General features: G+C 66.5%; 27 protein-coding genes and 1 pseudogene. 14 read left to right on the forward strand and 14 right to left on the reverse strand.

The window, feature by feature from the left end; translation table 11 throughout:
* The first annotated feature begins 179 nt into the window (after window positions 1–179).
* Entirely contained in the window at window positions 180–740 is a 561-nt protein-coding gene (locus ACZ45O_RS01250) for a 3-hydroxyacyl-CoA dehydrogenase NAD-binding domain-containing protein (RefSeq protein WP_464855164.1), read from the forward strand.
* Between the two features lie 53 nt (window positions 741–793).
* On the opposite strand, the gene ACZ45O_RS01255 is transcribed toward ACZ45O_RS01250, so the two are convergent.
* Window positions 794–1,522, reverse strand: a complete 729-nt coding sequence (locus ACZ45O_RS01255; protein WP_464855165.1) for a YebC/PmpR family DNA-binding transcriptional regulator — start codon at window positions 1,520–1,522, stop codon at window positions 794–796.
* A 176-nt stretch (window positions 1,523–1,698) separates the two neighbouring features.
* Between ACZ45O_RS01255 and infA the strand changes: the two genes are divergently transcribed.
* Window positions 1,699–1,926, forward strand: coding sequence for a translation initiation factor IF-1 (infA, locus tag ACZ45O_RS01260; protein WP_464855166.1), 228 nt, complete (start codon window positions 1,699–1,701; stop codon window positions 1,924–1,926).
* Window positions 1,927–2,053: 127 nt separating this feature from the next.
* Here the strand turns inward: infA and ACZ45O_RS01265 are convergent, their stop codons facing one another.
* Window positions 2,054–2,251, reverse strand: coding sequence for a hypothetical protein (locus tag ACZ45O_RS01265; RefSeq protein WP_464855167.1), 198 nt, complete (start codon window positions 2,249–2,251; stop codon window positions 2,054–2,056).
* Between the two features lie 119 nt (window positions 2,252–2,370).
* On the opposite strand from ACZ45O_RS01265, the gene ACZ45O_RS01270 reads away from it, so the two are divergent.
* The 3 genes from ACZ45O_RS01270 to ACZ45O_RS01280 all read left to right on the forward strand — a co-directional run bounded on the left by ACZ45O_RS01270 (window position 2,371) and on the right by ACZ45O_RS01280 (window position 5,144).
* Window positions 2,371–2,739: a hypothetical protein gene (locus ACZ45O_RS01270; protein WP_464855168.1), complete on the forward strand. Its 369-nt coding sequence runs from the start codon at window positions 2,371–2,373 to the stop codon at window positions 2,737–2,739.
* A gap of 77 nt (window positions 2,740–2,816) precedes the next feature.
* Complete coding sequence (locus ACZ45O_RS01275; protein WP_464855169.1) at window positions 2,817–4,169, forward strand: glucose-6-phosphate isomerase; 1,353 nt, start codon at window positions 2,817–2,819, stop codon at window positions 4,167–4,169.
* A gap of 12 nt (window positions 4,170–4,181) precedes the next feature.
* Window positions 4,182–5,144 (forward strand): rhomboid family intramembrane serine protease, encoded by a 963-nt coding sequence (locus tag ACZ45O_RS01280; protein ID WP_464855170.1) that lies wholly within the window; start codon window positions 4,182–4,184, stop codon window positions 5,142–5,144.
* Between the two features lie 58 nt (window positions 5,145–5,202).
* Here the strand turns inward: ACZ45O_RS01280 and ACZ45O_RS01285 are convergent, their stop codons facing one another.
* Together ACZ45O_RS01285 and ACZ45O_RS01290 are read right to left on the reverse strand one after the other, a co-directional pair.
* Window positions 5,203–5,463, reverse strand: coding sequence for an RNA recognition motif domain-containing protein (locus ACZ45O_RS01285; protein WP_464855171.1), 261 nt, complete (start codon window positions 5,461–5,463; stop codon window positions 5,203–5,205).
* Between the two features lie 109 nt (window positions 5,464–5,572).
* On the reverse strand, window positions 5,573–6,124 hold the full coding sequence (locus tag ACZ45O_RS01290) for a chromate transporter (RefSeq protein ID WP_464855172.1): 552 nt from the start codon (window positions 6,122–6,124) through the stop codon (window positions 5,573–5,575).
* 140 nt (window positions 6,125–6,264) lie between these two features.
* Between ACZ45O_RS01290 and ACZ45O_RS01295 the strand changes: the two genes are divergently transcribed.
* The gene (locus tag ACZ45O_RS01295) at window positions 6,265–7,719 is read left to right on the forward strand and encodes a DUF92 domain-containing protein (protein ID WP_464855173.1); all 1,455 of its coding nucleotides are present in this window, start codon (window positions 6,265–6,267) and stop codon (window positions 7,717–7,719) included.
* Between the two features lie 67 nt (window positions 7,720–7,786).
* Here ACZ45O_RS01295 and ACZ45O_RS01300 read toward each other — a convergent pair whose 3' ends face one another.
* Together ACZ45O_RS01300 and pdaB are read right to left on the reverse strand one after the other, a co-directional pair.
* Window positions 7,787–8,254, reverse strand: coding sequence for a COG2426 family protein (locus ACZ45O_RS01300; RefSeq protein ID WP_464855174.1), 468 nt, complete (start codon window positions 8,252–8,254; stop codon window positions 7,787–7,789).
* Window positions 8,255–8,411: 157 nt separating this feature from the next.
* Window positions 8,412–9,200, reverse strand: a complete 789-nt coding sequence (pdaB, locus tag ACZ45O_RS01305) for a polysaccharide deacetylase family sporulation protein PdaB (protein ID WP_464855175.1) — start codon at window positions 9,198–9,200, stop codon at window positions 8,412–8,414.
* A 168-nt stretch (window positions 9,201–9,368) separates the two neighbouring features.
* On the opposite strand from pdaB, the gene ACZ45O_RS01310 reads away from it, so the two are divergent.
* The 6 genes from ACZ45O_RS01310 (at window position 9,369) to ACZ45O_RS01335 (ending at window position 14,625) form a co-directional block, all read left to right on the forward strand.
* Window positions 9,369–11,006, forward strand: a complete 1,638-nt coding sequence (locus ACZ45O_RS01310; RefSeq protein WP_464855176.1) for a thiamine pyrophosphate-binding protein — start codon at window positions 9,369–9,371, stop codon at window positions 11,004–11,006.
* A 286-nt stretch (window positions 11,007–11,292) separates the two neighbouring features.
* Entirely contained in the window at window positions 11,293–11,898 is a 606-nt protein-coding gene (gene prxU, locus ACZ45O_RS01315; RefSeq protein ID WP_464857608.1) for a thioredoxin-dependent peroxiredoxin, read from the forward strand.
* A gap of 172 nt (window positions 11,899–12,070) precedes the next feature.
* Window positions 12,071–12,391, forward strand: a complete 321-nt coding sequence (locus ACZ45O_RS01320; protein WP_464855177.1) for a hypothetical protein — start codon at window positions 12,071–12,073, stop codon at window positions 12,389–12,391.
* 74 nt (window positions 12,392–12,465) lie between these two features.
* Window positions 12,466–13,029: a histidine phosphatase family protein gene (locus tag ACZ45O_RS01325; RefSeq protein WP_464855178.1), complete on the forward strand. Its 564-nt coding sequence runs from the start codon at window positions 12,466–12,468 to the stop codon at window positions 13,027–13,029.
* 37 nt (window positions 13,030–13,066) lie between these two features.
* Complete coding sequence (locus ACZ45O_RS01330; protein ID WP_464855179.1) at window positions 13,067–13,903, forward strand: tetratricopeptide repeat protein; 837 nt, start codon at window positions 13,067–13,069, stop codon at window positions 13,901–13,903.
* Between the two features lie 209 nt (window positions 13,904–14,112).
* On the forward strand, window positions 14,113–14,625 hold the full coding sequence (locus tag ACZ45O_RS01335) for a hypothetical protein (protein WP_464855180.1): 513 nt from the start codon (window positions 14,113–14,115) through the stop codon (window positions 14,623–14,625).
* A 170-nt stretch (window positions 14,626–14,795) separates the two neighbouring features.
* Here the strand turns inward: ACZ45O_RS01335 and ACZ45O_RS01340 are convergent, their stop codons facing one another.
* The 8 genes from ACZ45O_RS01340 to ACZ45O_RS01375 are packed head-to-tail and all read right to left on the reverse strand — an operon-like array spanning window position 14,796 to window position 19,483.
* Window positions 14,796–15,179, reverse strand: a complete 384-nt coding sequence (locus ACZ45O_RS01340; RefSeq protein ID WP_464855181.1) for an HK97 gp10 family phage protein — start codon at window positions 15,177–15,179, stop codon at window positions 14,796–14,798.
* Entirely contained in the window at window positions 15,172–15,498 is a 327-nt protein-coding gene (locus tag ACZ45O_RS01345; protein ID WP_464855182.1) for a phage head closure protein, read from the reverse strand. The genes ACZ45O_RS01340 and ACZ45O_RS01345 overlap by 8 nt, the downstream gene beginning before the upstream one ends.
* Window positions 15,499–15,510: 12 nt before the next feature.
* Window positions 15,511–16,080 carry a head-tail connector protein gene (locus ACZ45O_RS01350; protein WP_464855183.1) on the reverse strand — a complete coding sequence of 190 codons (570 nt, stop codon included), beginning with the start codon at window positions 16,078–16,080 and terminating at the stop codon, window positions 15,511–15,513.
* Window positions 16,080–16,289 carry a hypothetical protein gene (locus ACZ45O_RS01355; protein ID WP_464855184.1) on the reverse strand — a complete coding sequence of 70 codons (210 nt, stop codon included), beginning with the start codon at window positions 16,287–16,289 and terminating at the stop codon, window positions 16,080–16,082. The genes ACZ45O_RS01350 and ACZ45O_RS01355 overlap by 1 nt, the downstream gene beginning before the upstream one ends.
* Before the next feature lie 5 nt (window positions 16,290–16,294).
* Window positions 16,295–17,386, reverse strand: coding sequence for a phage portal protein (locus tag ACZ45O_RS01360; protein ID WP_464855185.1), 1,092 nt, complete (start codon window positions 17,384–17,386; stop codon window positions 16,295–16,297).
* Window positions 17,386–17,565 carry a hypothetical protein gene (locus tag ACZ45O_RS01365; RefSeq protein WP_464855186.1) on the reverse strand — a complete coding sequence of 60 codons (180 nt, stop codon included), beginning with the start codon at window positions 17,563–17,565 and terminating at the stop codon, window positions 17,386–17,388. The genes ACZ45O_RS01360 and ACZ45O_RS01365 overlap by 1 nt, the downstream gene beginning before the upstream one ends.
* Before the next feature lie 2 nt (window positions 17,566–17,567).
* The gene (locus ACZ45O_RS01370) at window positions 17,568–19,133 is read right to left on the reverse strand and encodes a terminase large subunit (RefSeq protein WP_464857609.1); all 1,566 of its coding nucleotides are present in this window, start codon (window positions 19,131–19,133) and stop codon (window positions 17,568–17,570) included.
* Complete coding sequence (locus ACZ45O_RS01375) at window positions 19,133–19,483, reverse strand: phage terminase small subunit P27 family (RefSeq protein ID WP_464855187.1); 351 nt, start codon at window positions 19,481–19,483, stop codon at window positions 19,133–19,135. The genes ACZ45O_RS01370 and ACZ45O_RS01375 overlap by 1 nt, the downstream gene beginning before the upstream one ends.
* A 578-nt stretch (window positions 19,484–20,061) precedes the next feature.
* Between ACZ45O_RS01375 and ACZ45O_RS01380 the strand changes: the two genes are divergently transcribed.
* Window positions 20,062–20,202, forward strand: coding sequence for a zinc ribbon-containing protein (locus ACZ45O_RS01380; protein ID WP_464855188.1), 141 nt, complete (start codon window positions 20,062–20,064; stop codon window positions 20,200–20,202).
* A 121-nt stretch (window positions 20,203–20,323) separates the two neighbouring features.
* Window positions 20,324–21,337: pseudogene (locus tag ACZ45O_RS01385) on the forward strand (IS1182-like element ISSyth1 family transposase); the annotation flags it as partial.
* Between the last annotated feature and the right edge of the window lie 120 nt (window positions 21,338–21,457).

Raw genomic sequence — 21,457 nt, forward strand, 5'->3', positions numbered from 1 at the left:
CTGTATTGACAATGGATTGATACCACGGGAACGATTCCGACTCCTGCAGATCTTCCACTTCTACCCTGAACAGGTCCTTCGGGACGTGCCCGCGGGCATAACCTGTACTTCTGTGCCATAAGTAAGATCTGTGCCGGGCCGCTGGCGCCCGGGGCGTGGAAGGAGGCGGGGTACGGATGATGGAGCGGATTGCAGTGATCGGGGGCACCCCGGCGGGGGTGGAGATCGCGGCGCTGATGGTGCGGGCCGGATACGCCACCTGCCTTCACGAGTCCGATCCGGCGGGCCTGGCCGAGGCCGGCCGCCGTCTGCAGGACCGGCTCCAGGCGCTGGAGGGCGGGGGGAAGGCGGCGGTGGCACAGCTTTCGCGGGTGCGGCTGGAGCCCGCCCTGGAGGTGGCGGTGGCCGACGCCGACCTCATCCTCGAGGCCTCGTCCGTGGACCTGCCGGGCAAGCGGGAGCTGTTCGGGCGACTGGACGGGCTCGCGCCCGCCCACGCCATCCTGGCCACCTGCTGGCCCACCATCTCCTCGGCCTACCTGGCGGCGGCCACCAGCCGGCCCGACCGGGTGATCGCACTGGGTTTCTTCAGCCCGCCCCTGGCGCCGGAGGCGGTCGCCGTGCTGCAAGAGCCGCACCTCGCGCCCGAGGTGGTGGCGGCCGTGGCCGAGGTGGTCTGGCGGACGGGCCGGGAGCCGCTGCTGCTCCGGCGGGGCCGGGAACCCGAAGGGGTGGCCTGAGGCGCGCACGGAAGCGAAAGGGCGGCGCCCCGTGTTCCGGGGACGCCGCCGCACTACTCTTCGCCGATGTCTGCGTTCGTATACACGTTCTGAATGTCGTCGTGCTCTTCCAGGAGCTCCAGCATCCGGAGAAGCTGATCGGCCTCCTCGCCGGACACGGCCACCGTCGTGGTGGGCACCATGGCCACCTCGCCCTTCTCCACCGGAACCCCCGCCGCCTCCAGCTCCTTCAGCACCTGGTTCAGCGTTTCAGGCGCCGTGTAGATCTCGTACGTATCCTCTGCGGTGACCACATCCTCCGCCCCGGCATCCAGGGCGATCAGCATCAGGTCGTCCTCATCGATCTGACTCTGGGTGCGGTCGACCTCAATCACACCGCGCTTGTTGAACATCCAGCCGACGCAGCCCGTCTCTCCCAGCGAACCGCCGTGCTTGGAGAAGATGTGGCGCACTTCGCCGGCCGTGCGGTTCCGGTTGTCGGTGACGATGTTCATCATGATGGCCACACCGCCGGGGCCGTAGCCCTCGTACACGATCTCCTCGAAGCGCTCCGCGCTGTCGAGGCCGGCTCCCCGGGCGATGGCCCGCTGGATGTTCTCATTCGGCATGTTCGCCTTGCGGGCCGCGGCCACCGCCGTCTTCAGCAGGAAGTTGGTATTGGGATCGGGCCCGCCCTCCCGGGCGGCCTTCATGATGTCCTTGGTGATGCGGGAGAAGGTCGCCCCTCGCTGCTGGTCCAGCTTGCTCTTCGAACGCTTGATGTTCTCCCATTTTCGGCCCAAGGGTGAAACCCCCTCCGGTAAAATTCACATAGGACATTGTAGCACGCTGCCCAATGACCCGACAAGGCGCATCTGTAAATTGTGGCCCATTTATCCCCTTTCCTGGCACCGCGCGGAAGCGCGGATGACGGATCGCGAAAATGCGTCTATAATAGAGAGGAAGGAGGTGATGTGTATTGGCGCGTGCGGACATGATTGAGGTGGATGGTGTAATCGTCGAACCCCGGTCCAACGGCTTTTTCACCGTCAAGCTTGATCTGGAAAACCAGCCGGAGGTGATCGCCCACCTGGGCGGCAAACTGCGCCGGCACTATATTCGCGTGGTGCCCGGCGACCGGGTGACGGTGGAGCTCAGCCCGTATGACCTTACCCGGGGCCGCATCGTCTACCGCTACCGGAACTAAGAACCAGCGCAGAACCGACGGCACGAACCCATCGAATGGCGGTGCTCTTCGAACCGCCGGTTTTGCCCTGGTTTGCACAGGGGGAGCCTGATTGGGCTCCCCCTGTGCGTGAGCGGTCAACGGAACGTCAGAAGTTTACGCTGTCGATCTGGTCAATGCGGGTGGCACGGGCCACCCCGTTGGTATTGACCGTATAAACGACGCCGTTTTCGAAGGCCACCACCTTCTGATTTTCGATCACGACGCCATCCACGATCAGGCTTGTGTTAAACCCGCCGCCCCGCAGGTCCTCCAGCAGCTGGCGGATGGTCCTGTTTTGAGACATGTCCCGTCTCCTCCTCAGGCATGGGTTGAGCGAGCTACGGCATAGCTCTCCCATGTTTAGAGTATGCGTCCCTGCCCGCGGGTGTCCGGGATCGGGACGGGAAACGGGGGTGCACCCGGGTGGAGAACGCCTGCCGCTTCGTGCAGAGGAGGGTGCAGGTCGCGCCGTGGCGCGGGGGGCCCGCGCGCGGGCGGGCCGATGACGACAGCGGGTCACTCGCGGATGCCACCCGCCGGGCCGGCGTCGGTGCGATCCGCAGGGGCGGTGGAGATGCGATCCGCCGGGCCGGCGTCGATGCGGCACGCCGGGGTGGCGGAGATGCCATCGCCGACCTGCTGGCGGGGCTCAGGGGGCGGGAGGTGACTCTCCAGGTGGGGGAGCGGCTGCTCACCGGCAAGCTGCTCCTGGCCGACCCCGTGGTCCTCGTGGACGGCGCGGGCCGCGCCACATTCGTGCGGCCGGGGGCGGTCCTCGCCGTCACCTTCTGACTCCGGCCCGGGTTGGCCCCAGGTGAGCTCGGTCCTATAATGCGGATAAGGAAAACTATAATCTGGAGGCGATCCCCTTGACGTCTTCGCTGCGGTTTGCCATCTCGCCGTCCGCGGCCGGTCCTGAGCCCCATGAACTGGCGTACCAGGCAGAGTCCGTCCGGACCGCCCACCGGATGCTCCACGAGCGGACGGGGCCGGGGGCGGAGTTCACCGGCTGGCTCGACCTGCCCCGGCGCCACGACCCTGAGGAGTTCCGCCGCATCAAGGAGGCGGCCGCACGCATCCGCAGCGACTCCGACGCCCTGGTGGTCATCGCGATCGGCGGTTCCTACCTGGGGGCCCGCGCTGCGGTGGAGGCCCTGGGACACGCGTTCCACAACCTGCTTCCACCGGAGCGGCGCGGAGGCCCGCAGATCTTCTACGCCGGCACGGACCTGAGTCCGCGCTACCTGACGGAGCTGTTCGAGGCGCTGGAGGGCAAGGAGGTCTCGGTGAACGTCGTCTCCAAGTCAGGGACGACCACCGAGCCGGCCATCGCCTTCCGGCTGTTCCGCGCCTACCTGGAGCGCCGGTACGGGAAGGAGGGCGCCCGCCGGCGCATCTACGCAACCACCGACCGGGCCCGGGGCGCGCTGAAGCATCTCGCCGACGCCGAGGGGTACGCCCAGTTCGTCATCCCCGACGACGTCGGCGGCCGGTATTCGGTGCTGACCGCGGTGGGGCTCCTGCCCATCGCCGCCGCCGGCATCGACATCGATCAGCTCATGGCCGGCGCGGCCGATGCCGCGGCCGAGTACAGCGAGCCCGACATGGAGAGGAACCCGTGCTACCAGTACGCCGCTGCCCGCCACGCCCTGTACCGCAGGGGGCTGACGACGGAGCTGCTGGTGACCTACGAGCCGGCCCTGCGGGCGACGGCCGAGTGGTGGAAGCAGCTTTTCGGCGAGTCGGAGGGGAAGGACGGCAAGGGCATCTTCCCCGCCGCCGCCGCGTTCACCACCGACCTGCACTCCATGGGCCAGTACGTTCAGGACGGCAGGCGGATCCTGTTCGAGACGGTGGTGCAGGTGGAGCGGCCGGCGGTCGACATCCCGCTGACCGGCGGCGACGGGGCCGACGGGCTGGGGTTCCTGGAGGGGCAGACGCTCCACCGGGTCAACCACATGGCCTTCCTCGGCACGCGGCTGGCGCACACGGAAGGCGGGGTGCCCAACCTCACCCTCACCCTGCCGGAGCTGACGCCTTACCACTACGGCCAGATGCTCTACTTCTTCCAGAAGGCCTGCGCCATCAGCGGGTACCTGCTGGGGGTCAATCCCTTCGACCAGCCCGGGGTCGAGGCCTATAAGCAAAACATGTACGCCCTGTTGGGCAAGCCGGGGTTCGAGGCCCGGCGGGCCGAGCTGGAGGCGCGCCTGCGGGGCTAGGGGGCGCTGATTGTGGATCGCAGCGGCGGCTGGATGGCAGGCTTCCCGTGGCTGACCGCCGGACTGACGGCAGCCATGGTCGTGATCTGGGGTGCCATGGCGGTCACGGGCGGCGGGCCCCGGGCCACGGAGGACGCCGAACTGCTCTACCGGTGGGGGGCGGCCGCCCGGCCCCTCCTGATCGAGGAGGGGGAGCACTGGCGGCTCCTCACGGCGGGCTTCCTGCACATCGGCCTGCCCCACCTGCTGATGAACAGCTTTTCCCTCTGGTGGGTGGGGCAGGTGGCGGAGCCGCTGTTCGGGCGCGGGCGCATGCTCCTGATCTACCTGCTCGCGCTGGTGGCCGGCTCCGCCGCCAGCCTGGCGCTCGGCCCGCCGGTGGTGCTGAGCGCCGGCGCCAGCGGTGCCATCTTCGGGCTGCTCGGGGCCCTGGTCTGGTACCGGCTGGCGGCGCCGGAGCGGCACCGCCTGAGACACGTGCCCCTGCTGGCCGTCGTGCTGCTCAACGTGGGCTACGGTCTCCTGAACCACGACGCCATCGACAACTGGAACCACCTGGGCGGGCTGGCGGGCGGGTTCATCGCCGCGGCCGCGGTCGGCGTGCCCGGTACGGGCCCTGGCCGCGGACGGCGGCTGCTGCACGGGGCGGCCTCGCTGCTCCTGGCGCTGCTCGCCGCGGCCGCGGTCAGCGGGGCGGTCTCGCCGCCCGGCCCGTCGCAGCGGCTCGTCGAGGCCCTGGAGGCCTGGGAGGACGGGCGTCTGGACGAGGCGGCTGCGACGATGGAGGGCATCGCGGCTCGCTACGCCGACGTGCGGTTTGAGCTGGCCCTGGGCTGGATCTACTTCGAGCAGGGCAGGTTCGACGAGGCCGAGCGCGCCGCGGGCCGGGTGCTGCGGACCGATCCGGGCAATCCGGAAGCCCTGGAGCTTCTACATGCCATCCGGTACTTCACCGGCGGCGCCGACAGCGGCTGACAGAGAAGCGGCGCCCCCGCACAGATTGGGGGCGCCGCTGTGATTGTCGGTTTGAGCTTTACGCGCGAGCCGGACGGCTCTGGGCCAGGTTAACGGTCAGAACACGGCCGTTGTACAGCTGGCCGTTCCAGGCCTCGATGGCCTTGGCGGCCGCCTCCTCCTCCATGTCGACGAACCCGAACCCGCGGCTGCGGTTGGTCTCGCGGTCGAGGATGATCTTCGACCGCATCACCTCGCCGTAAGGCGCGAAGAGCGCATGCAGATCCTCATCAGTGGTAGCCCAGGGAAGATTCCCAACAAAAATGCTGACAACGGCCAAATCAGACAGCCTCCTAAGAAAGAGTCACGGACCCGGCATTACCTTTTCGCTCTCTCCGGTCAGAACCCTGCCGCCCTGGAAAATATTTTCGCAGACGCCCGGCCCGGGCCTAGCGCAGGAAGAACGCGCCGATGACCAGCGAGGCGACCACGCCGTAGATGGGGGAGAGCTTCAGGTAGTGGACCGAGATGAAAAACGCCGCAGCGATGCCGAAGGGCAGCCAGCTGAGCAGCCCCGTGCCCCTGGGCTGGAAGGCGAAGCCCGCAAAGTCCATGGCCAACATCGCCAGCATGACGAAGACCACGGGCCGGATGCCGTTGACCATGCCCTTCAGGATCGGGCTGTCCTTGAAGCGGAGCATCAGCCCCGCCAGCGCGATCATGATCAGGCCGACGGGCAGGGTGACGGCGATGAGGGCCACGATCGCCCCCGGCCACCCGGCCACGCGGTAGCCGATGTACATGGTCAGCTTGGTCGCGATGGGACCCGGCAGTGCGTTTCCAATGGCCAGCGCCGTGCCGAACTCCTCCCGGGTCACCCAGTTGAAGACCTCCACGGCCTCGTGCTCGTACAGCGGAACGATGGACGGCCCACCGCCGAAGCCCAGCAGCGTCGCGCGGCTGAAGCCAACGAACAGATCCAGCAACGTCTTCCACAACATCGCGACCAACCCTGCCTTTCACAGCTTTCAGGTACTCTGGGGACTGAAGGAAGCATATTACACCAACCCATTTACATTCCCTGCAGGTAAGTTTCAGGCCTGGAGCGAAGTTCTCCTGTCGATGCGAGGAGGAATGCAGCATGGGCGACCTCTGGGCGGTGCTTGTGGCCTTTGCCTACGTGGGCGCTGTGGTGGTGGTGGGAGAGGCAGGTTACCGGCTCGGCCTGCCGCGGCCGATCGCCCGCAAGGTGGTGCACGTGGGCGCGGGGCTCTGGATCATCGGCACCCTGCTGGTGTTCGAGAGCCGGTACCTGGCGGCGGTTCCGCCGGCTGTGTCGGCCGCCGTGAACTGGTTCGTGCACCGCCGGCGGCTGCTGGGCTCGGTGGAGGCCGACGCCGACAACCTGGGCACCGTCTGGTTTGCGGTCTCGTTCGCCCTGCTGGTCCTGCTGGCGTGGGAGCAGCCGGCCGCCATGCTGGGCGGTGTGCTCGCCATGACCCTGGGCGACGCCACGGCTTCCACCGTGGGCCTGCGCCTGGGCCGGCGGCAGTACGCCACGCTGGGAGGCCGCATCAAGAGCCTGGAGGGCTCGCTGGCCATGTTCGGCGTGACCCTGGTCACCCTCCTCGTCGTGCTCCGCCTCAGCGCTCCTGAGCTGGCGCTGCCGGCGCTTGCGGGCCTGGCCGCACTGGCCGCCGTGGCGGCCGCGTGCGCCGAGGCCCTGGGGATCAAGGGGCTGGACAACCTGTGGGTGCCCCTGGGCACGGGCCTGGCGCTCTGGGCCGGCCTGAACCTCCTCACGCCCTGGCTGCCCGCCCTGGGGCTGGGATCCGTCCTCGCGGCCCTGATCGGGCTCGTGGCGTGGCACAAGGGATCGCTCACGCCCAGCGGGGTGCTCGGGGCCATCCTTACCGGCACCGCGCTCTTCGGGCTGGGCGGATGGCCGGGCGGGCTGGCGCTGGTGGCGTTTTTCGTTTCGGGCAGCGTGCTGGCCAAGCTGTTCCGCCACCGGAAAGCCGCGGTGGAGGCCGACTTTGCCAAGACCGGCACGCGCGACCTTGGCCAGGCCCTCGCCAACGGCGGTGTGGCGGCCGCAGCGGCGGTGGGGTATTCGGCCACCGGCGAGGCCGCCTGGATGGGCGCCGTACTGGGCAGCCTGGCCGCGGCGGCCGCCGATACCTGGGCGACCGAGCTGGGGGTGCTCGCGAAGGCGCCGCCCCGCCTCATCACCACCCTCCGGCATGTGCCGCCGGGCACCAGCGGCGCCGTCTCACTCCATGGTACGCTTGCCGCCGTGGCCGGAGGGCTCTTCGTCGGGCTGGTGGGCGCCCTGGGCGACCCGATCTGGTGGCGCTTTCTGCCGTGGGTGACCCTGGCCGGCCTGGCCGGCTCGTTTCTCGATTCGCTGCTGGGGGCGACCGTGCAGGGCGTCTACTGGTGCCCCCGCTGCGAGAAGGAGACGGAGCGGCGGCTTCACGGCTGCGGCAGTCCGACCCGCCTGCACCGGGGGCTGCAGGCGGTGAGCAACGACCTGGTCAATTTCCTCGCCACCCTCGCGGGCGGCGCGGTGGGCTTCCTGATGGTGCAGGGATGACCTGCTGAAGGACATGCCGGGAGGGGGGCAACGGCGGCCCCCCTCCCGGCGTTTTTCTCGTGCGTTGTCAGAACAGGTCGATGACCGCGATGGCGCCCGTGGCCACTGCGCCGACCAGCAACCCGGCTACCGCAACCCCGACGGTCATGGCGACCGCCGTGAGCTGGACCGGCATGCGCATCAGGTTGGCCAGGGCGGCGCCCGTCCACAGGCCGGTGCCGGGAATCGGGATGCCGATCAGGAGGGCCAGCCCGACCCAGCCGTAGCGGCGCACCTGCGCCTGGTGCCGCTCCGCCGAGCGGTCGATGCGCTCCAGCACGCGCGCCGCCCAAGGCACCTGCTGGGCGATGCGCCGGAGCATGTACATGATGAAGATGATCAGCGGCACCTGGAGCATGTTGCCCACGACGCCCAGGGCGATGGCCCAGGCCGGCTGCAGCCCGCTCACGATGCCGACGGGAATGCCCACCCGCAGTTCGAGGAATGGAATGGCCGATATGCCGAGGACCTTCAAGGCAGCGGTCCAGTTGAACACCAGGAACCCTCCCGGGCTGGACTGGGTCGACCGCGGCGCCGCCGCGGTTACGAAACTACTTTACCAGCGGCTGCGCGTTCCGTCAACGCGGGCTCGGCGCCGCACCTTCCCTTTAGACGGGGTTGGCGGCGGCGCGGTTGCGCGCCTCCGGAGAGGCCTAACGCAGGACCCGGATATGGCCGTTCATGTCCACACCGTAGGTGCGGATCAGCTCGTCCAGCAGGAGGAAGCGGTAGCCCTGCTCCCTGAGGGACCGGATGATGGCCGGCAGCGCCTGGTCGGTCTGCTTGCAGGAGTCGCTGGCGTGCATCAGGATGATCGCGCCCGGATGCGCCAGCCGCACGGTGCGGTTCACGATGCGGTCGACGCCCGGGTTCTTCCAGTCGAGCGAGTCCACCGACCAGATGACGGTCGCGTAGCCCAGGTCCTTGGCCGCCTGCACCGAGGCCTCGTTGAAAGCGCCGTTGGGGGGCCGGATGTAGGTGGGATCGCGCCCCGTCAGCTCCTTCAGGATCTCGTGGGCCGCCGCGATGTTCTTGGCGGCGCCCTCTCGGCCCAGGGTGTTCAGGTCGACGTGGGCCTGGCCGTGCGACTCGATCTGGTGGCCGTCGGCCTGGATCTGCTTCACGAGCTCCTCGTGGTTCTTCGCCCAGGGGCCCGAGAGGAAGAAGGTGGCCGGCACCTGTTCCCTGCGCAGCACCTCCAGCACCTTCGGGGCCATCTGGTTGCCCCAGGAGATGTCGAAGGTGAGGGCGACCACCTTGTCGTCGGTCTTTGCGGAATAGATCGGGCGCAGGTTGGGCTGGAGCGAGGCGCTCACCGGCGCGGCGTCGTTGCGCTCCACCACGCGCGCCTGTGCCCGCGCTCCCGGGTGCAGCGCCAGGGCGGCCGTCAGCAGGGCCAGCGCGGCCAGACGGGCGCCCCTGCGGGTCCACGTGCGGTGCATGTCCATCCTCCTTACTTTGCAGCCTTGCCCAGAGTGTGCGTGGGTCGCATCTGCACCATACCCGGCCGCCTGCAGCGAATGTTGGCAGGTCTGGCAGGGTGCGGACAGGAACGGCGCAACGCGCGCAGAATAGTCAGTCCTGTACGAAGGTTGAAAGGGGAGCAGGAGATGAGCTTTGGTCATGCGGGGAAGCTTGTGGCCCGGGCGCTGCGAAACGAGGGGGTCGACGTCGTGTTCACCCTCTGCGGTGGTCACGTGATGTCCATCTACGACGGCTGCCTGGACGAGGGGATCCGGGTCGTTGACGTCCGGCATGAGCAGACCGCGGCGTTTGCGGCAGATGCGTGGTCCCGCCTGACCGGCCGGGCGGGCGTGGCCATTCTCACGGCCGGTCCGGGCGTGACCAACGCGGTGACCGGCATCGCCAACGCCTTCCGCGCGCAGTCGCCGCTGGTCGTGATCGGCGGGCAGGGCCCGAGCCACCTGTCTGGCAAGGGCGCGCTGCAGGAGATGGATCTGCTTTCCGTCATCCGGCCCATCACCAAGGGGCAGGTCTCGATCACGGACCCGGCCCGCATTCCGGAGCTGGTGGCCTGGGCCTTCCGGACCGCGATGTCCGGGGTGCCGGGGCCGGTCTACCTCGAGATGCCGCTGGACCTGCTCTTCGCGCCCTGGGAGACCGGAGGCCCCCGCCTGCCGGCGCCCTATCCCGGGCGGCCGGCGATGCCGGGGGATGCCGGCCGGGTGGCCGAGGCGGCCGCGCTGCTCCGGGAGGCGGACCGCCCGGTGGTGCTCATCGGCAGCCAGGTGCGCTGGTCCCCCAACTGGGAGGTTGCCCGGGAGTTCGCCGAGAAGGTGGGCGCGCCCGTCTACGTGTCGGGCATGGCCCGGGGGCTCCTGCCCGCGCGCTGGGTGCGCTCCCGCAAGGCCGCGCTGGCAGAGGCCGACGTCGCCCTGGTCTTCGGCACGCCGCTGGACTTCCGCCTGGGCTACGGCGGGGCCCCGGTGTGGCATGAGGACTGCAAGCTGATTCAGGTCGACCTGGACCCGGCGGAGCCCGGCCGCAACCGGGACGCGACGGTGGCCATTCCCGGCGACAGCGGGACGGTCATGGCCCAGCTCCTGGCCCAGGGCGACCTGGGCGCCGACCGGCCTGCGCGCCGCGAGTGGCTGGAGCGGCTGGCGGCGGTGGAGGAGAGCCGGCTGGCCGCCATGCAGCCTGAGCTGACCAGCGAGGCTGCGCCCGTCAATCCGCTGCGCCTGTGCGCCGAGATCGACCGGGCCCTGCCCGACGACGCGATCGTCATCGGCGACGGCGGCGACTTCGTGGCGACTGCCGCCAACGTGTTGCGGGTGCGCCGCTACCCGGCGGGGTGGATGGATCCTGGCCCCCTGGGTACCCTGGGCGTCGGCATGGGCTTTGCCATGGCCGCCCGGCTGGCGTACCCCGAAGCGCCCGTGGTGCTGCTGCTGGGCGACGGCACCGCGGGGCTGAACCTGATGGAGGTGGAGGCGGCGGTGCGGCAGAACCTGCCCTTCGTGGTGGTGATCGGCAATGACGCGGGCTGGACCCAGATCCGCCGGGGCCAGGTGCAGATGTTCGGCCCGGAGCGGGCGCCGGCGACCGCGCTCGACTACACCCACTACGAGCGGGTGGCCGAGGCCCTGGGCGCCCACGGGGAGTGGGTGGAGCTGCCTGAGGAGATCGGGCCGGCCATCCGGCGGGCGCTGTCGGCCGGTCGGGTGGCCGTGGTCAACGTGAAGATGGGCAGCAGCGACTTCCGCGCCGGGGCGATCAGCGTGTAGGCGCGGTCGCGGGCAGTGTGGCCCCCGTCCTGCTCCGGAGGACAGGACGGGGGCCTATTGCTTCGGTTTGAGGTGGCTCTATAGAAGTAGAACTGTTCTAAAGTACTATTAACGAATGGTCGTAGTTGTACTATTATAGGGTCTAGTAGGAAAGGAGGTGACCCCTGTGCCTGAAGCTGTTTCCTGCGGAAAGCGGACCCCGGGAATTGGGGTGATCCGGCCCGAGACGCGCGCTCCGGAAATCGAAGAGAAGTCCGAGAGGAGGAGTGACGTGACGACTGCGAGAGTGGGCCACGAGGCGCCCGATTTCAAGGCTGAGGGTTATTTCGACGGCGAGTTCAAGGCGTACCAGCTTTCAGAGTTCAGGGGGCAGTGGGTCGTCCTCTGCTTCTATCCCGGTGACTTCACGTTCGTATGACCGACCGAACTGGCGGCAGTTGCCGCCCGGTATGACGAGCTGAAGGAGCTGGGCGTGCAGGTTCTGGCGGTCTCCACGGATTCCCATTTCGTCCACAAGATCTGGCACGAGGAGGAGCTCTCCCACATGGTGGAGGGCGGCATCCCCTACCCGATGCTCTCGGACGCGAGTGGGGCCATCGGTCAGGTCTACGGCGTATACGACGAGGTGGGCGGCGTCGACATTCGCGGACGGTTCATCATCGACCCCGATGGCATCATTCAGGCTGCGGAGATTCTGACTCCGTCGGTGGGGCGCAACGTCGACGAGCTGATCCGCCAGGTGAAGGCGTTCCAGCACGTGCGCGCCTCGGGCAACACCGAGGTCTGCCCGTCCGGCTGGCGCCCCGGCGGCAAGACCCTCCGGCCGCGTCCCGACCTGGTCGGGAAGGTCTGGAAGGAGTGGTCGCCGAAGGAGGACCTGGTTCACGCATAGCGCGACATATCGAAATTGGCGAAGTTCACGGGAGCGGCCCGTCACATGGCCGCTCCCTTTTCTCATAGACATAGTATATAATATTCTGTAGCGTACGACGGTACTTGACCCTGCCTGAGCCCGCCACCGGTACCACCGTGGCGGGCTCCGCTGCTCCGGGGGAGGCGGTCGTGTGAACGAGCTTCAGCTGCTCTTTGAGGCTGTGACCCCGCTCCTGCCTGAGGCCATCGTGTCCCGGGTGCTGACCTACGCTGCGGTCACGACGGCCCTGGTGGCCTTGCTCAGGCGCATTCCGTGGTTTGAGGAGCGCAGGAAGGTGGCTGCGCCGGTCGCGGCCCTCGCGATCGGGCAGGGGTTCGGCTGGGTGGCCGTGGGATTCGACCCCGCCCAGTGGGCGACGGCCATCGGCGCGGGCCTGGTCATCGCCCTGGCAGCCGTCGGCGGGTACAGTGGTACGAAGAACGTGGCGCAGCGCGCACGAAAGGCCGCGTAGCGGGGCGCGCCGTGTCGCGCGCACGCGGCCGGGCGCGTCGCCGCGGGGAGAAACTGGAGGGAAAGAGACGCAAGATGGGCCGTCTGTTCCTTGTAAGGCATGCCAAGCCGATCATTGACCCGACCCGGCACCACTTCGAATGGGGCCTCGATCCCGCGGGCGAGCCGCTGCTGGAGCAGCTCGCCGGCCTTCCGCACTGGGCGTCTGCCTACCGGGTCGTCAGCAGCACCGAACCCAAGGCGTTGAAGACGGCGGAGGCCATCGTCCGGCGGCATCATCTGCCCGCGCCGGAGCCGATGGCGGCCCTCTGTGAGCTGCGCAAGGGGTCGTTCGTCTCCAATCATGCCGAGGTGGTGGCCAGGCTCTTTCAGTTTCCGGATGAACCGGCGGCTGAGGGGTGGGAGACCGGGAGCGCGGCGCTGGCCCGCTTCAGCGAGGCCGTCACGCAGCTCATCGAGTCCGCCCGGGGGCGGGACCTCATCGTGGTGTCCCACGGCGTCGTGCTCTCGCTCTACCTGAGCCGCCTGCAGGGCCGGAGCCGGGTCGATCCGGCCGAGTGGGCCGCCATCCGAATGCCAGATTACTGCATCGTCGACACGGGTACGATGCGCCTGGTGCAGCCCTTCGGGGCCTGGTGAGCGGTCGGCGACGGTGCGACGGAAGGGGGTGGAGACGTTGCCGCAGGATGTCCGGGTTCACGTCGAGCTGGCCCACCGGCTTCAGCAGGAGGGGCGGTGGGCCGAGGCGCTGCACCACGCGCGGAGGGTCATCGCGCTGTCGCCCGGCGGCAGCGTCCTTCACCTCTGGGGTTACGCGAAGGCGGCTACCATCGCTGCAGATATGGGCCGCGCTTCGCTGGTCCAGCGGTTCGCAGCCGCTTACCTCGCGCAGGCCGAGGGTGTTTCCGGCGTGGAGCAGTACACCCCCTGGGTGAAGCAGGCCCTGGGAATTGCCTGCTACCAGCGGGGGCGCTTCCAGGAGGCCATCGCCTGGTACCGACGGGCGCTGTACGGGTTTGACCGGTGCGGAATGCGCGAAGAGGCCGCCGTGGCCTCGTCGATGCTGGCCTTCAACCTGGCTCGCACCGGCAGACCCCAACTGGCGCGGGCCTGCCTGTCTGAACGCAGCGATTTTCCCAGCAACCGCTCGTACCTGTACGAATCTGCGATGACGGCGATCCTCATCGCGGAAGGGGACCTGGAGCAGGCAGTCCGGACGGGCCGCCGGGCGCTCGCGGCCTCCGGCAGACAGTCCTTTGACTTCGCTGACGCGGCGGCAGTCGCCCTTCTCGTCTCCCAGGCCCTTCGGGCCCTGGGCGAGAGGGGCGAGGCGACCGCCTTCATCCTGTCCGCTGCAAAGTTTGCGGTCCGGCAGCGGTGGCTAGTGCTGGTGTACCTGCTGCCCAATCTGGACCAGGGAGGAGGTGACTCCTCCCGTGAAGCGGCGGTCTCTCGTGGTCGCGGCAGTGCTGATCCTCGTGATGGCGCTAGCCTCTGCACTGGGTGCGGATAGCGCGAGTGCCTGCAACGGCGGCAGCGGTGGGCCTCCACCGCCTACCGGCAGCGGCTGCTAGCACAGAACGGGGCGAGGAGCCGTAGCGATTTCCTACGGCTCCCGCCGAGCGTTCTCATCACGAGGACCCCCGCGAACTACCGCTTTTCGCAGACTTCTCACCACAGACCTTCGCGGGGCCGATGCCACGAAGGAGGTCGCCCCAAGCAATGATCAACGCGCTGACGCGTGAGCAGATCGCCGGGTTGCGCCCTGCGGAACTGCAGAGCTACGAGGAGCCCTTTCACGAGATCGGCATTCGCCCGCTGGACGTGGAAGCGCGGGTTCCCCACCGCAAGCTGACCAGCCTCGAGGCGGCGCACCTGCAGGCGGCGTGTTGGGAAGCGGAGCAACACTTCGGTCGGGAGTTCGATGAAGTCTACCGCACCTTGGATGAGCTTCGGCAGCGCACGGAGGCGCAGGGCCCGCTGAACGAAGAGTGGCGCAGGGCCATTGATGCGGCTTTCAACCTGCACTACAACTTCGCACGCGCGCTGGGCGTTCTGGCCTTCCTCGCCGGGCAGCGGGAGGGCTTCCGGCTCGGGGCCGCCGCTGTGACCCGGGCGGCGCATGATCAGGCGATCGCGTCCGCCGTCATGGGCGCGCTCGTGGATGACAGGCAGCTGGACCGGCTGATCGGTCAACTGGCCACGGGCCGTGAGGACCCGGAGTACATCATCTGAGGTGACCGGACTAAAGTAACAGGGCGCTCCCCAGGGGGCGCCCTGTTGTTGGTGCGTTTGGGTTCCATCAGCCGCTCACTCGAAGCCGGCAGCGGCAAGGCTGTTGAGGGCCAGCCGGGCCCGCCGGGCAGCTGTGAATGCCTGCACATGTTCGCGATAGGCCTCCCGGCTCACGCCGGGCCAGGCTGCAAGGTCCGGCTGTTCGCTGTAACGTCGCAGTGCGGCGTCCCCGCTCTCCATATGGCGGGCGGCCGCCCCGAACTGGCCGGCAAACCACGGAAGCTCCGCGATGGGCTGTTGTAGGCGTCCTTTGCCGGCCCGATACCAACCACGCATTCATCCTTGCGCTTCTCCAGCGTTTCGACAACGATGTGCTCAGCCAGATTCCCGGTCCTGCGCGGTGCCCGGCTGGAGGCAGCGTCACGGATCGGCTCAGCCACCGCATGAAGCACGGCTTCAAGGATGTCGGCCTGCCCGACACCTTCGAGGGCCTTGAACCTGCGCTGAAGCTCTTTATCGCCCAGCACTTCCACGTTCACACCGCCCTTAGCCATCCGTCACCACCTCCCGGACCATCAACTGCAGTTCCTCATGCCGTTCCTCGGGGTCGATCACGGCCTGAATGTCAAAGACCCGCTGCCCGAAACGAACCCGCATCGTGGGCACCACGCCCGGCATGTAGCGAATCCGAATGCGCCCCGTGACCTCGGCGTTGTCCTGCGAGGCGCTGAAGAACTCCCTGCCCTTTAACGGCTCCACCGCCGCCCAGACCGTCGCTACCGGCTGCCACGTGACCAGCTCACCGCCATAAGCGTCACGGTTTGCTTCCTTTCGCTCCAGGGTCACGCGGTGCCGCAAGTCACCTGCTCGCATAGCCGCTCCCTCCTACCTCAGAAGGCGGTCCTGCCAAAGCAGGGCTTCAGCGGCCATGGGAAGCCGGTTCGCCACCGTTGCGACAACCACGTCTTCCCGGTTCGCGTACCAGTGCCCAACGATCAGCAGAATGGCCTGCTTGACCTTGGCTGGCACCTTCGTTGCGTCACCGTAGCCTGCCCGGTAGCGAATCTTCACGCCTCCGACCGGGGCCAGGGTGACGGCGGGCCATGATGCGCCATAGGCGAGTGCCAGCCTGCCCGAAGGAGCGTCCACAACGTAGCTGGAGGGGTCAACCGTGATTGTGGAGCCGTCGGCCAGAGTGCAGGTGATCGACTCCACGGCCTGGATGGGCGGCCTCGGCAGTTCGATCTCGCCCGAGATGGGGAAGCAGTCAAGCGTGAGTTCCAGCGTCTGCGTGACGAGTGCCCGCTGCTGGAATCCCTCCGCGTACTCACGGGCCGCGGTGATGAGGGCTGCGATCAGGGCGTCTTCATGATAGCCGTCAACGCGTAGGTGCGCTTTCGCCTCCTCCAGGGAGACGGGCTCCTCCTCGGGCGGAACCACCACGCGAACAAGCATCACCGCACCCCCCGGCGCTTGCTGCCCCGCACGGTCGCCGTCTCGAGCTGCACAACCGCCGCGTACTCGTCCCGCTCCTCGACCGCGAACCCTTCCGCCAGCAGTCGGTTAGCCGTCTCCGCGTCGATGGTGCGGCCTACGTGCAGGACGACACCTTCCGGCAGGATGCGCTCAGGCGCGTTCAGGGGCTTCACCATGCGTAGCTTCACCTAGATCACCCCTTCGAGCAGGAGGCGAGCCCGGTCTTACCCAGGCTCGCCCCTGTCGTCCCGTTGTGGTTACTCGGCCTTGTAACGTTGTGCTCCACGAAGAAGCGGTCGGCTTCAGAGTCATCGAACATGGTCGCGTTGATCGCCTGCTCGATGAGCACCAGCCAGGGTCGCAGGGTCTCAGTCAGGAAGGCGATCTGCTGTTGCTCGATGGACGCGTAAGAGGCGCCCTTCTCGACCAGACCCAGCTTGTGCGGGGGCATGTTGAAGAACCGCGCAACTTCTCGAATCTGGAACTCTCGCACCTCGACCAGCTGTGAGTTAGCCGGGCTCAAACCAATAGGCGTGAACTTCGCCCCGTTGCTGAGCACCAGGATTTCGTGAGCCTTGCTCAGCCCCTTCACCTGGGCAGCTATGTCCTCCGCCAACTGGCGCTTCTGTTCCGTGGTCAGGGGCATATCGGTTGTGACCACGCCGCCAGGGTTGGCCCCGCTACCGAAGAAGCGAGCCGCGTAACCCTCTGCGGCCATGAGCAGGCCCAGCGTCTCCCGAGCCTGATGCACCACCCGAAGGCCGTCCACACCGTTCAGGGTAAGCCCCGTGATGTGGAGTACTTCGCTCTGCCGCAGTCGCCGCACTGTGCCGTCCGGCAGGGTCGTGTCATACAGGAGTTGACCGCCGACCGCTACCGTGCGCGTCCGGTTGGGGAGGAGGGGCCAGAGGGCCTTGACCGTCCCGTCGCGCCCCCACTCGATGTGCGCAAATGCTTCGTTCCAGATTGCCAGGTGAAGCATCAGCGCCATGCGGGCCGTCGCAGCAGTCATCCATGGGTTGGCCCTGCGGTTCAGCACTCTGTACAGCGGGTGCTCGGTCGCCCGGCGCTTACCTTTCTCCAGCCGCTCATAGACGGGCAGGGGCAAGGTTCCGACGTTGTTCGCCAAGATCGCGGCGCACTGGTAGACCGCTGCGGTCTGAAGGGCCGTCTGCTCAGTCACGGTGATGCCTGAAACGCTCACCTTACGCGAAAGAAGCGCCGACAAGACCGAATCACTGGCCAGACTCGTCCGGCGCTCCCATAACTGGCTCAGCACACCCATTAACCTTGATCACTCCCACCCGTGCGCTTGCCTGCCGTCGCCCTGCTTGCCCAGACACCGAACCCGGCCAGAAGAGAGCCGGTGATGATCAAGGCCCACGGGGGCGACAACCACCATACACCGACGAAAACCATGATCAGCCCGAGAAGGGCCGTCACATCGAACAGATCAGGTTTCATGACTAGTAGACCTTCACCCCCGCTGCCTCCAGCACTTCAAAGCTCCTGGACTGCGCCTTCGTATGCCTCATGGCCCGGTCCAGCGCCATTACCAGGGCGACTATGCCGTCGATCTTCTTCTGCCGGGTCCTCTTGCTGGGCTTGAGGTCGCCAGCGGCGTTGCGCTCGACCTCAAGGTTGTCGAAGTTCCACCGGAGAATCGGGTTGCCGCCGTGGTGGACCTTGCCGGCCCGCAGTCGCCACTCGAACTCCTTCATCGGCATCGCCATGGACATGAACCCGAGCCCGAAGGGAACCGGGGTAAGCCCTTCTTCGGCCAGTTCCTGCATGAGCTGGTGCGCCTGGAAGAGCCGGTCAACGTTGAAGTCAACCAGGTTGAATGTGCTGGCGTCCTGGAGAATCTGCCGCTTGATGAAGCTGTAGTCCAGCACGTCGCCCGGCGTCGTCTGAAGGAAGCCTTCCTTGGCCCACTTCACATACTGCTCACGGTAACGATTGTGGCGGTCGTACAGCCTGTCTTCCGGCACCCAGAAGCGCGCCAGAACGTCGATCTCCTCCGGGTCGTCCTCATGCGGGAACACCATCACCCACGCGGTCAGGTCGCTCACGCTGGACAGGTCCAGTCCGCCGAAGCAGGTCCGGCCCTTCAGTTTCTCCTCAAGGATGATTCCCGGGGCCATGTCCCACACCGATAACGGCAACCACTTGGTTTCGGTCTGCACCCACTGGTTCAACCTGAGTTGGCGGAACAGATTCTCCTCCACCGGGTTGCCCTTGGCCCGCAGGTAAGCCTCCCGAACCCGTTCAAGGGTGATCGTGTGCCCCATGGACGGATTCGCCTTGATCCAGATCGCTTCGGACTCCCAATCGTCCTCATCACCCGCCGCGTAGATCACGGCCAAGAGAGAGGGGTCGTGCAACGTGCCATTGAGCACCTGCACGGCCCTTTCATGCAGTTCCCAGCCGATCCCTTCCCGCTTGTCACCCGCTGTCGTGATGGCGAACACCAAGGGTTGCCGCCGAGCATCGGACGCCCCAGCCGTGAGTACGTCCCAAAGGTGCCGGGTCGGCTGGGCGTGAACTTCGTCGAAAATGACCCCGTGGGGGTTGATTCCGTGCTTGTTGCGGATTTCCGCCGACAGGACTTCGTAGAAGCTGCCGGTATGAGGCACCACGATTCGCTTCTGCGAGTCGATCACCTTGCAGATTGACCGCAGCTTCTTGTCCTGCCTCACCATCTCCGCGGCGACGTTGAACACGATGCTCGCTTGCTTACGATCCACCGCGGCCCCGTAGATTTCCGCCCGAGGCTCGTTGTCGGCCAGGAGCAGCTTCAGGGCTATAGCCGCCGCCAGCTCGCTCTTGCCGTTCTTTTTAGGAATTTCGCAATAGCAAAGACGGTACTGGCGAGTACCGTCACTCCGCAACGTCCCGAACAGGGGCCGGATGATGTCGTGCTCCTGCCAAGGAAGTAGGGTGAACGGCACGCCCTTCCACTGGCCTATCGTGTGGCGAAGGCGTCTGATGAAGCGGACGGCCTTTTCTGCTTCCTGCTCGCTGAACGGCATCAATCAAGCAACCCTTCCCAGCCGTCGTCATCGTCCAGCCCCGGCACCGTGATGCGCCCTCGGCTGCTCGGCGTCATGCCGAACTCCGAGCAAAAAGCCCGAATCTGCTTCATCGCGTTGTTAGCGATGGAGACTTCGGGCTTCTGCTGCTCGTACCCGTTCGGCGTCTTGAAGGTTAGGCCGTCCTTCAGGGCCTCACGTGCTCGCCGGTAAGTCGAATAGGCGTCACAGTACAGCGCCAGGGCCATTCCGTCCGCTTCAGTGAGCAGCCCCAGCCGGTGAAGCATCGGGGCCACCCGCTCCCACTCGGCCTTGCCGTCCTCATCCAGCCAATCAGGGCATTCAGGCATGATCGGCGCGGGTTTCGGTTCGTTCTCAGGGAGGGGCCGCTTACCAGGGTTCCCCTCCAGCACCTTCAGATGAGTCGGCTTCGGCTTCCGTCCCGGAGTTCCCATGGTTCGAATCCCCCCCGTTCAATTCTGCGGAGTCTAACGCGGAGCCGCCGCCCCGGTCTCCAGGCCGCTCCCCGGAGACTTTCTGACCCCCCTACCCCCTACTGGTATCCGCCATCAAGTCCATCGTCTGTTTCAGATGCGGCAGGGGGGAGGGGGCGTTTGGTGCTCATTCTGTGTCTGCATCAACACATAACCGCTCTCTACTCCGTGACCACAACACGCTGCCGTCGCTCCTGGGATGTGCCCAAGGCATGGATCATAACCTTCGCGGGTTGGCATCCTGTTGCACTTGACGCACGGACGCTCAACCGTGACCGGGCTATCGTCATCAGCGTACAGCCACACCCTCTGAGTGGGATCGAAGTAGATGGGGTGGCCCCGATGGTGCGAAGTGAACAATCGTCTCACCTCCCGACCTTTGGAGCAGGACTATTCGCACCTATCAGGAACTAAAACCCGGAGGAGGTGAGACTATGCCGACTACGGGTGAGAAGCCCGGCAAGGGCCTCTACCAGTGCACCAAGTGTGGACAGACGGTGTATCTTGACAACCATGACGATACGCTGCCTCCGTGCCCACGGTGCGACGGAACGGACTTCCGAAGGATTGGCTGACTCTGCACCCCGCGAACGAGCCCAAGGCCAGCCTTGGGTCTCTTCGCGTATCGGGCTAGGAGCCTGTCTGAGTAAGCCAGTTCTGTAGGAGCAAAAGGGTTCGGTGTCCAATGTCTTCAGCATGAGCAAGAAGGCGTATCGACCGTATGAGCCCAATCAGCTGTTGCTGCTGCCCCCTGCCCTGCAGGACTGGCTTCCGCATGACCATTTCGCTTACTTCCTGAGTGATGTCGTGGACTCACTCGATTTAAGCCAAATCGAACAGACGTACGAGCGAGAGCTACGAGGTTACCCACCGTACCATCCGCGGATGATGGTCAAGGTGCTGCTGTACGCCTACTGCAACGGCGTCTACTCCTCTCGCAAGATCGAACGCCGGCTGCAGGAGGACGTAGCCTTCCGCGTCCTTGCGGCCAACAACCAGCCCGACTTCCGGACGATCAGCGATTTCCGGAAGCGGCATCTAAAGGCCCTCTCCGACCTGTTCCTGCAAGTGGTCAAGATCTGCAAGAAGGCCGGACTGGTTCGCCTGGGTCATGTGGCCTTGGATGGCACCAAGATCAAGGCCAACGCCTCCAAGCACAAGGCGATGAGCTATAGCCGGATGGTGGAGGAAGAACAACGCCTGAAGGCGGAGATCGCAGAGCTGCTCCAGAAAGCCGAGCAAGCTGACCAGGCCGAGGATCACCGCTTCGGCCCACATCGTCGTGGGGATGAACTGCCCGAAGAACTCCGCTTCCGTGAGCGGCGGCTGGCCAAGATTCAAGAAGCCAAGGCTGCTCTGGAAGCCGAAGCGCGCCTGAGGGCCGGCGCTGACGAACATGAGCCTCCCGAGGAGCCGGGACCCAAGGGGCCCAAGGGCGGTCGTCGGCGGAAGCGGCCGAAGGCAGAACCCGCACCAACAGCGCAGCGCAACTTTACGGATCCCGATTCCCGGATCATGAAAGGCTCTGATAAGCAGTTCATCCAGGGGTACAACGCCCAGGCCGTCGTCGATGCCGATACGCAGATTGTCGTCGCTGCTGCCGTAACAAACCAGGCGGCAGATGCTCCGCACTTGATCCCCATGATGGAGCAGGTCGAAACCAATGTCGATGAGATGCCGGAGGAGGTTTCTGCCGATGCAGGTGTGTTTGATAACCTAAAAGGGAGCCATTTGGGGGCCATTTGATCACGTAAAAGTGAGCCACCTCAATCTTCCAAACCTGTAAACTGGGATGTACCGCATTTCCAGTTTGCAGGGGTGAAAGGATTG

This window comes from Symbiobacterium turbinis (assembly GCF_055383075.1).

What these genes read in the sequence shown, in the direction of transcription:
- ACZ45O_RS01250 (WP_464855164.1), top strand. Translation starts at nt 180, where the DNA reads ATGGAGCGGATTGCAGTGATCGGGGGCACCCCGGCGGGGGTGGAGATC.
- ACZ45O_RS01265 (WP_464855167.1), bottom strand. Translation starts at nt 2,251, where the DNA reads ATGTCTCAAAACAGGACCATCCGCCAGCTGCTGGAGGACCTGCGGGGC.
- ACZ45O_RS01290 (WP_464855172.1), bottom strand. Translation starts at nt 6,124, where the DNA reads ATGTTGTGGAAGACGTTGCTGGATCTGTTCGTTGGCTTCAGCCGCGCG.
- ACZ45O_RS01295 (WP_464855173.1), top strand. Translation starts at nt 6,265, where the DNA reads ATGGGCGACCTCTGGGCGGTGCTTGTGGCCTTTGCCTACGTGGGCGCT.
- pdaB (WP_464855175.1), bottom strand. Translation starts at nt 9,200, where the DNA reads ATGCACCGCACGTGGACCCGCAGGGGCGCCCGTCTGGCCGCGCTGGCC.
- ACZ45O_RS01310 (WP_464855176.1), top strand. Translation starts at nt 9,369, where the DNA reads ATGAGCTTTGGTCATGCGGGGAAGCTTGTGGCCCGGGCGCTGCGAAAC.
- ACZ45O_RS01325 (WP_464855178.1), top strand. Translation starts at nt 12,466, where the DNA reads ATGGGCCGTCTGTTCCTTGTAAGGCATGCCAAGCCGATCATTGACCCG.
- ACZ45O_RS01335 (WP_464855180.1), top strand. Translation starts at nt 14,113, where the DNA reads ATGATCAACGCGCTGACGCGTGAGCAGATCGCCGGGTTGCGCCCTGCG.
- ACZ45O_RS01340 (WP_464855181.1), bottom strand. Translation starts at nt 15,179, where the DNA reads ATGGCTAAGGGCGGTGTGAACGTGGAAGTGCTGGGCGATAAAGAGCTT.
- ACZ45O_RS01345 (WP_464855182.1), bottom strand. Translation starts at nt 15,498, where the DNA reads ATGCGAGCAGGTGACTTGCGGCACCGCGTGACCCTGGAGCGAAAGGAA.
- ACZ45O_RS01350 (WP_464855183.1), bottom strand. Translation starts at nt 16,080, where the DNA reads ATGCTTGTTCGCGTGGTGGTTCCGCCCGAGGAGGAGCCCGTCTCCCTG.
- ACZ45O_RS01360 (WP_464855185.1), bottom strand. Translation starts at nt 17,386, where the DNA reads ATGGGTGTGCTGAGCCAGTTATGGGAGCGCCGGACGAGTCTGGCCAGT.
- ACZ45O_RS01365 (WP_464855186.1), bottom strand. Translation starts at nt 17,565, where the DNA reads ATGAAACCTGATCTGTTCGATGTGACGGCCCTTCTCGGGCTGATCATG.
- ACZ45O_RS01370 (WP_464857609.1), bottom strand. Translation starts at nt 19,133, where the DNA reads ATGCCGTTCAGCGAGCAGGAAGCAGAAAAGGCCGTCCGCTTCATCAGA.
- ACZ45O_RS01375 (WP_464855187.1), bottom strand. Translation starts at nt 19,483, where the DNA reads ATGCCTGAATGCCCTGATTGGCTGGATGAGGACGGCAAGGCCGAGTGG.
- ACZ45O_RS01380 (WP_464855188.1), top strand. Translation starts at nt 20,062, where the DNA reads ATGCCGACTACGGGTGAGAAGCCCGGCAAGGGCCTCTACCAGTGCACC.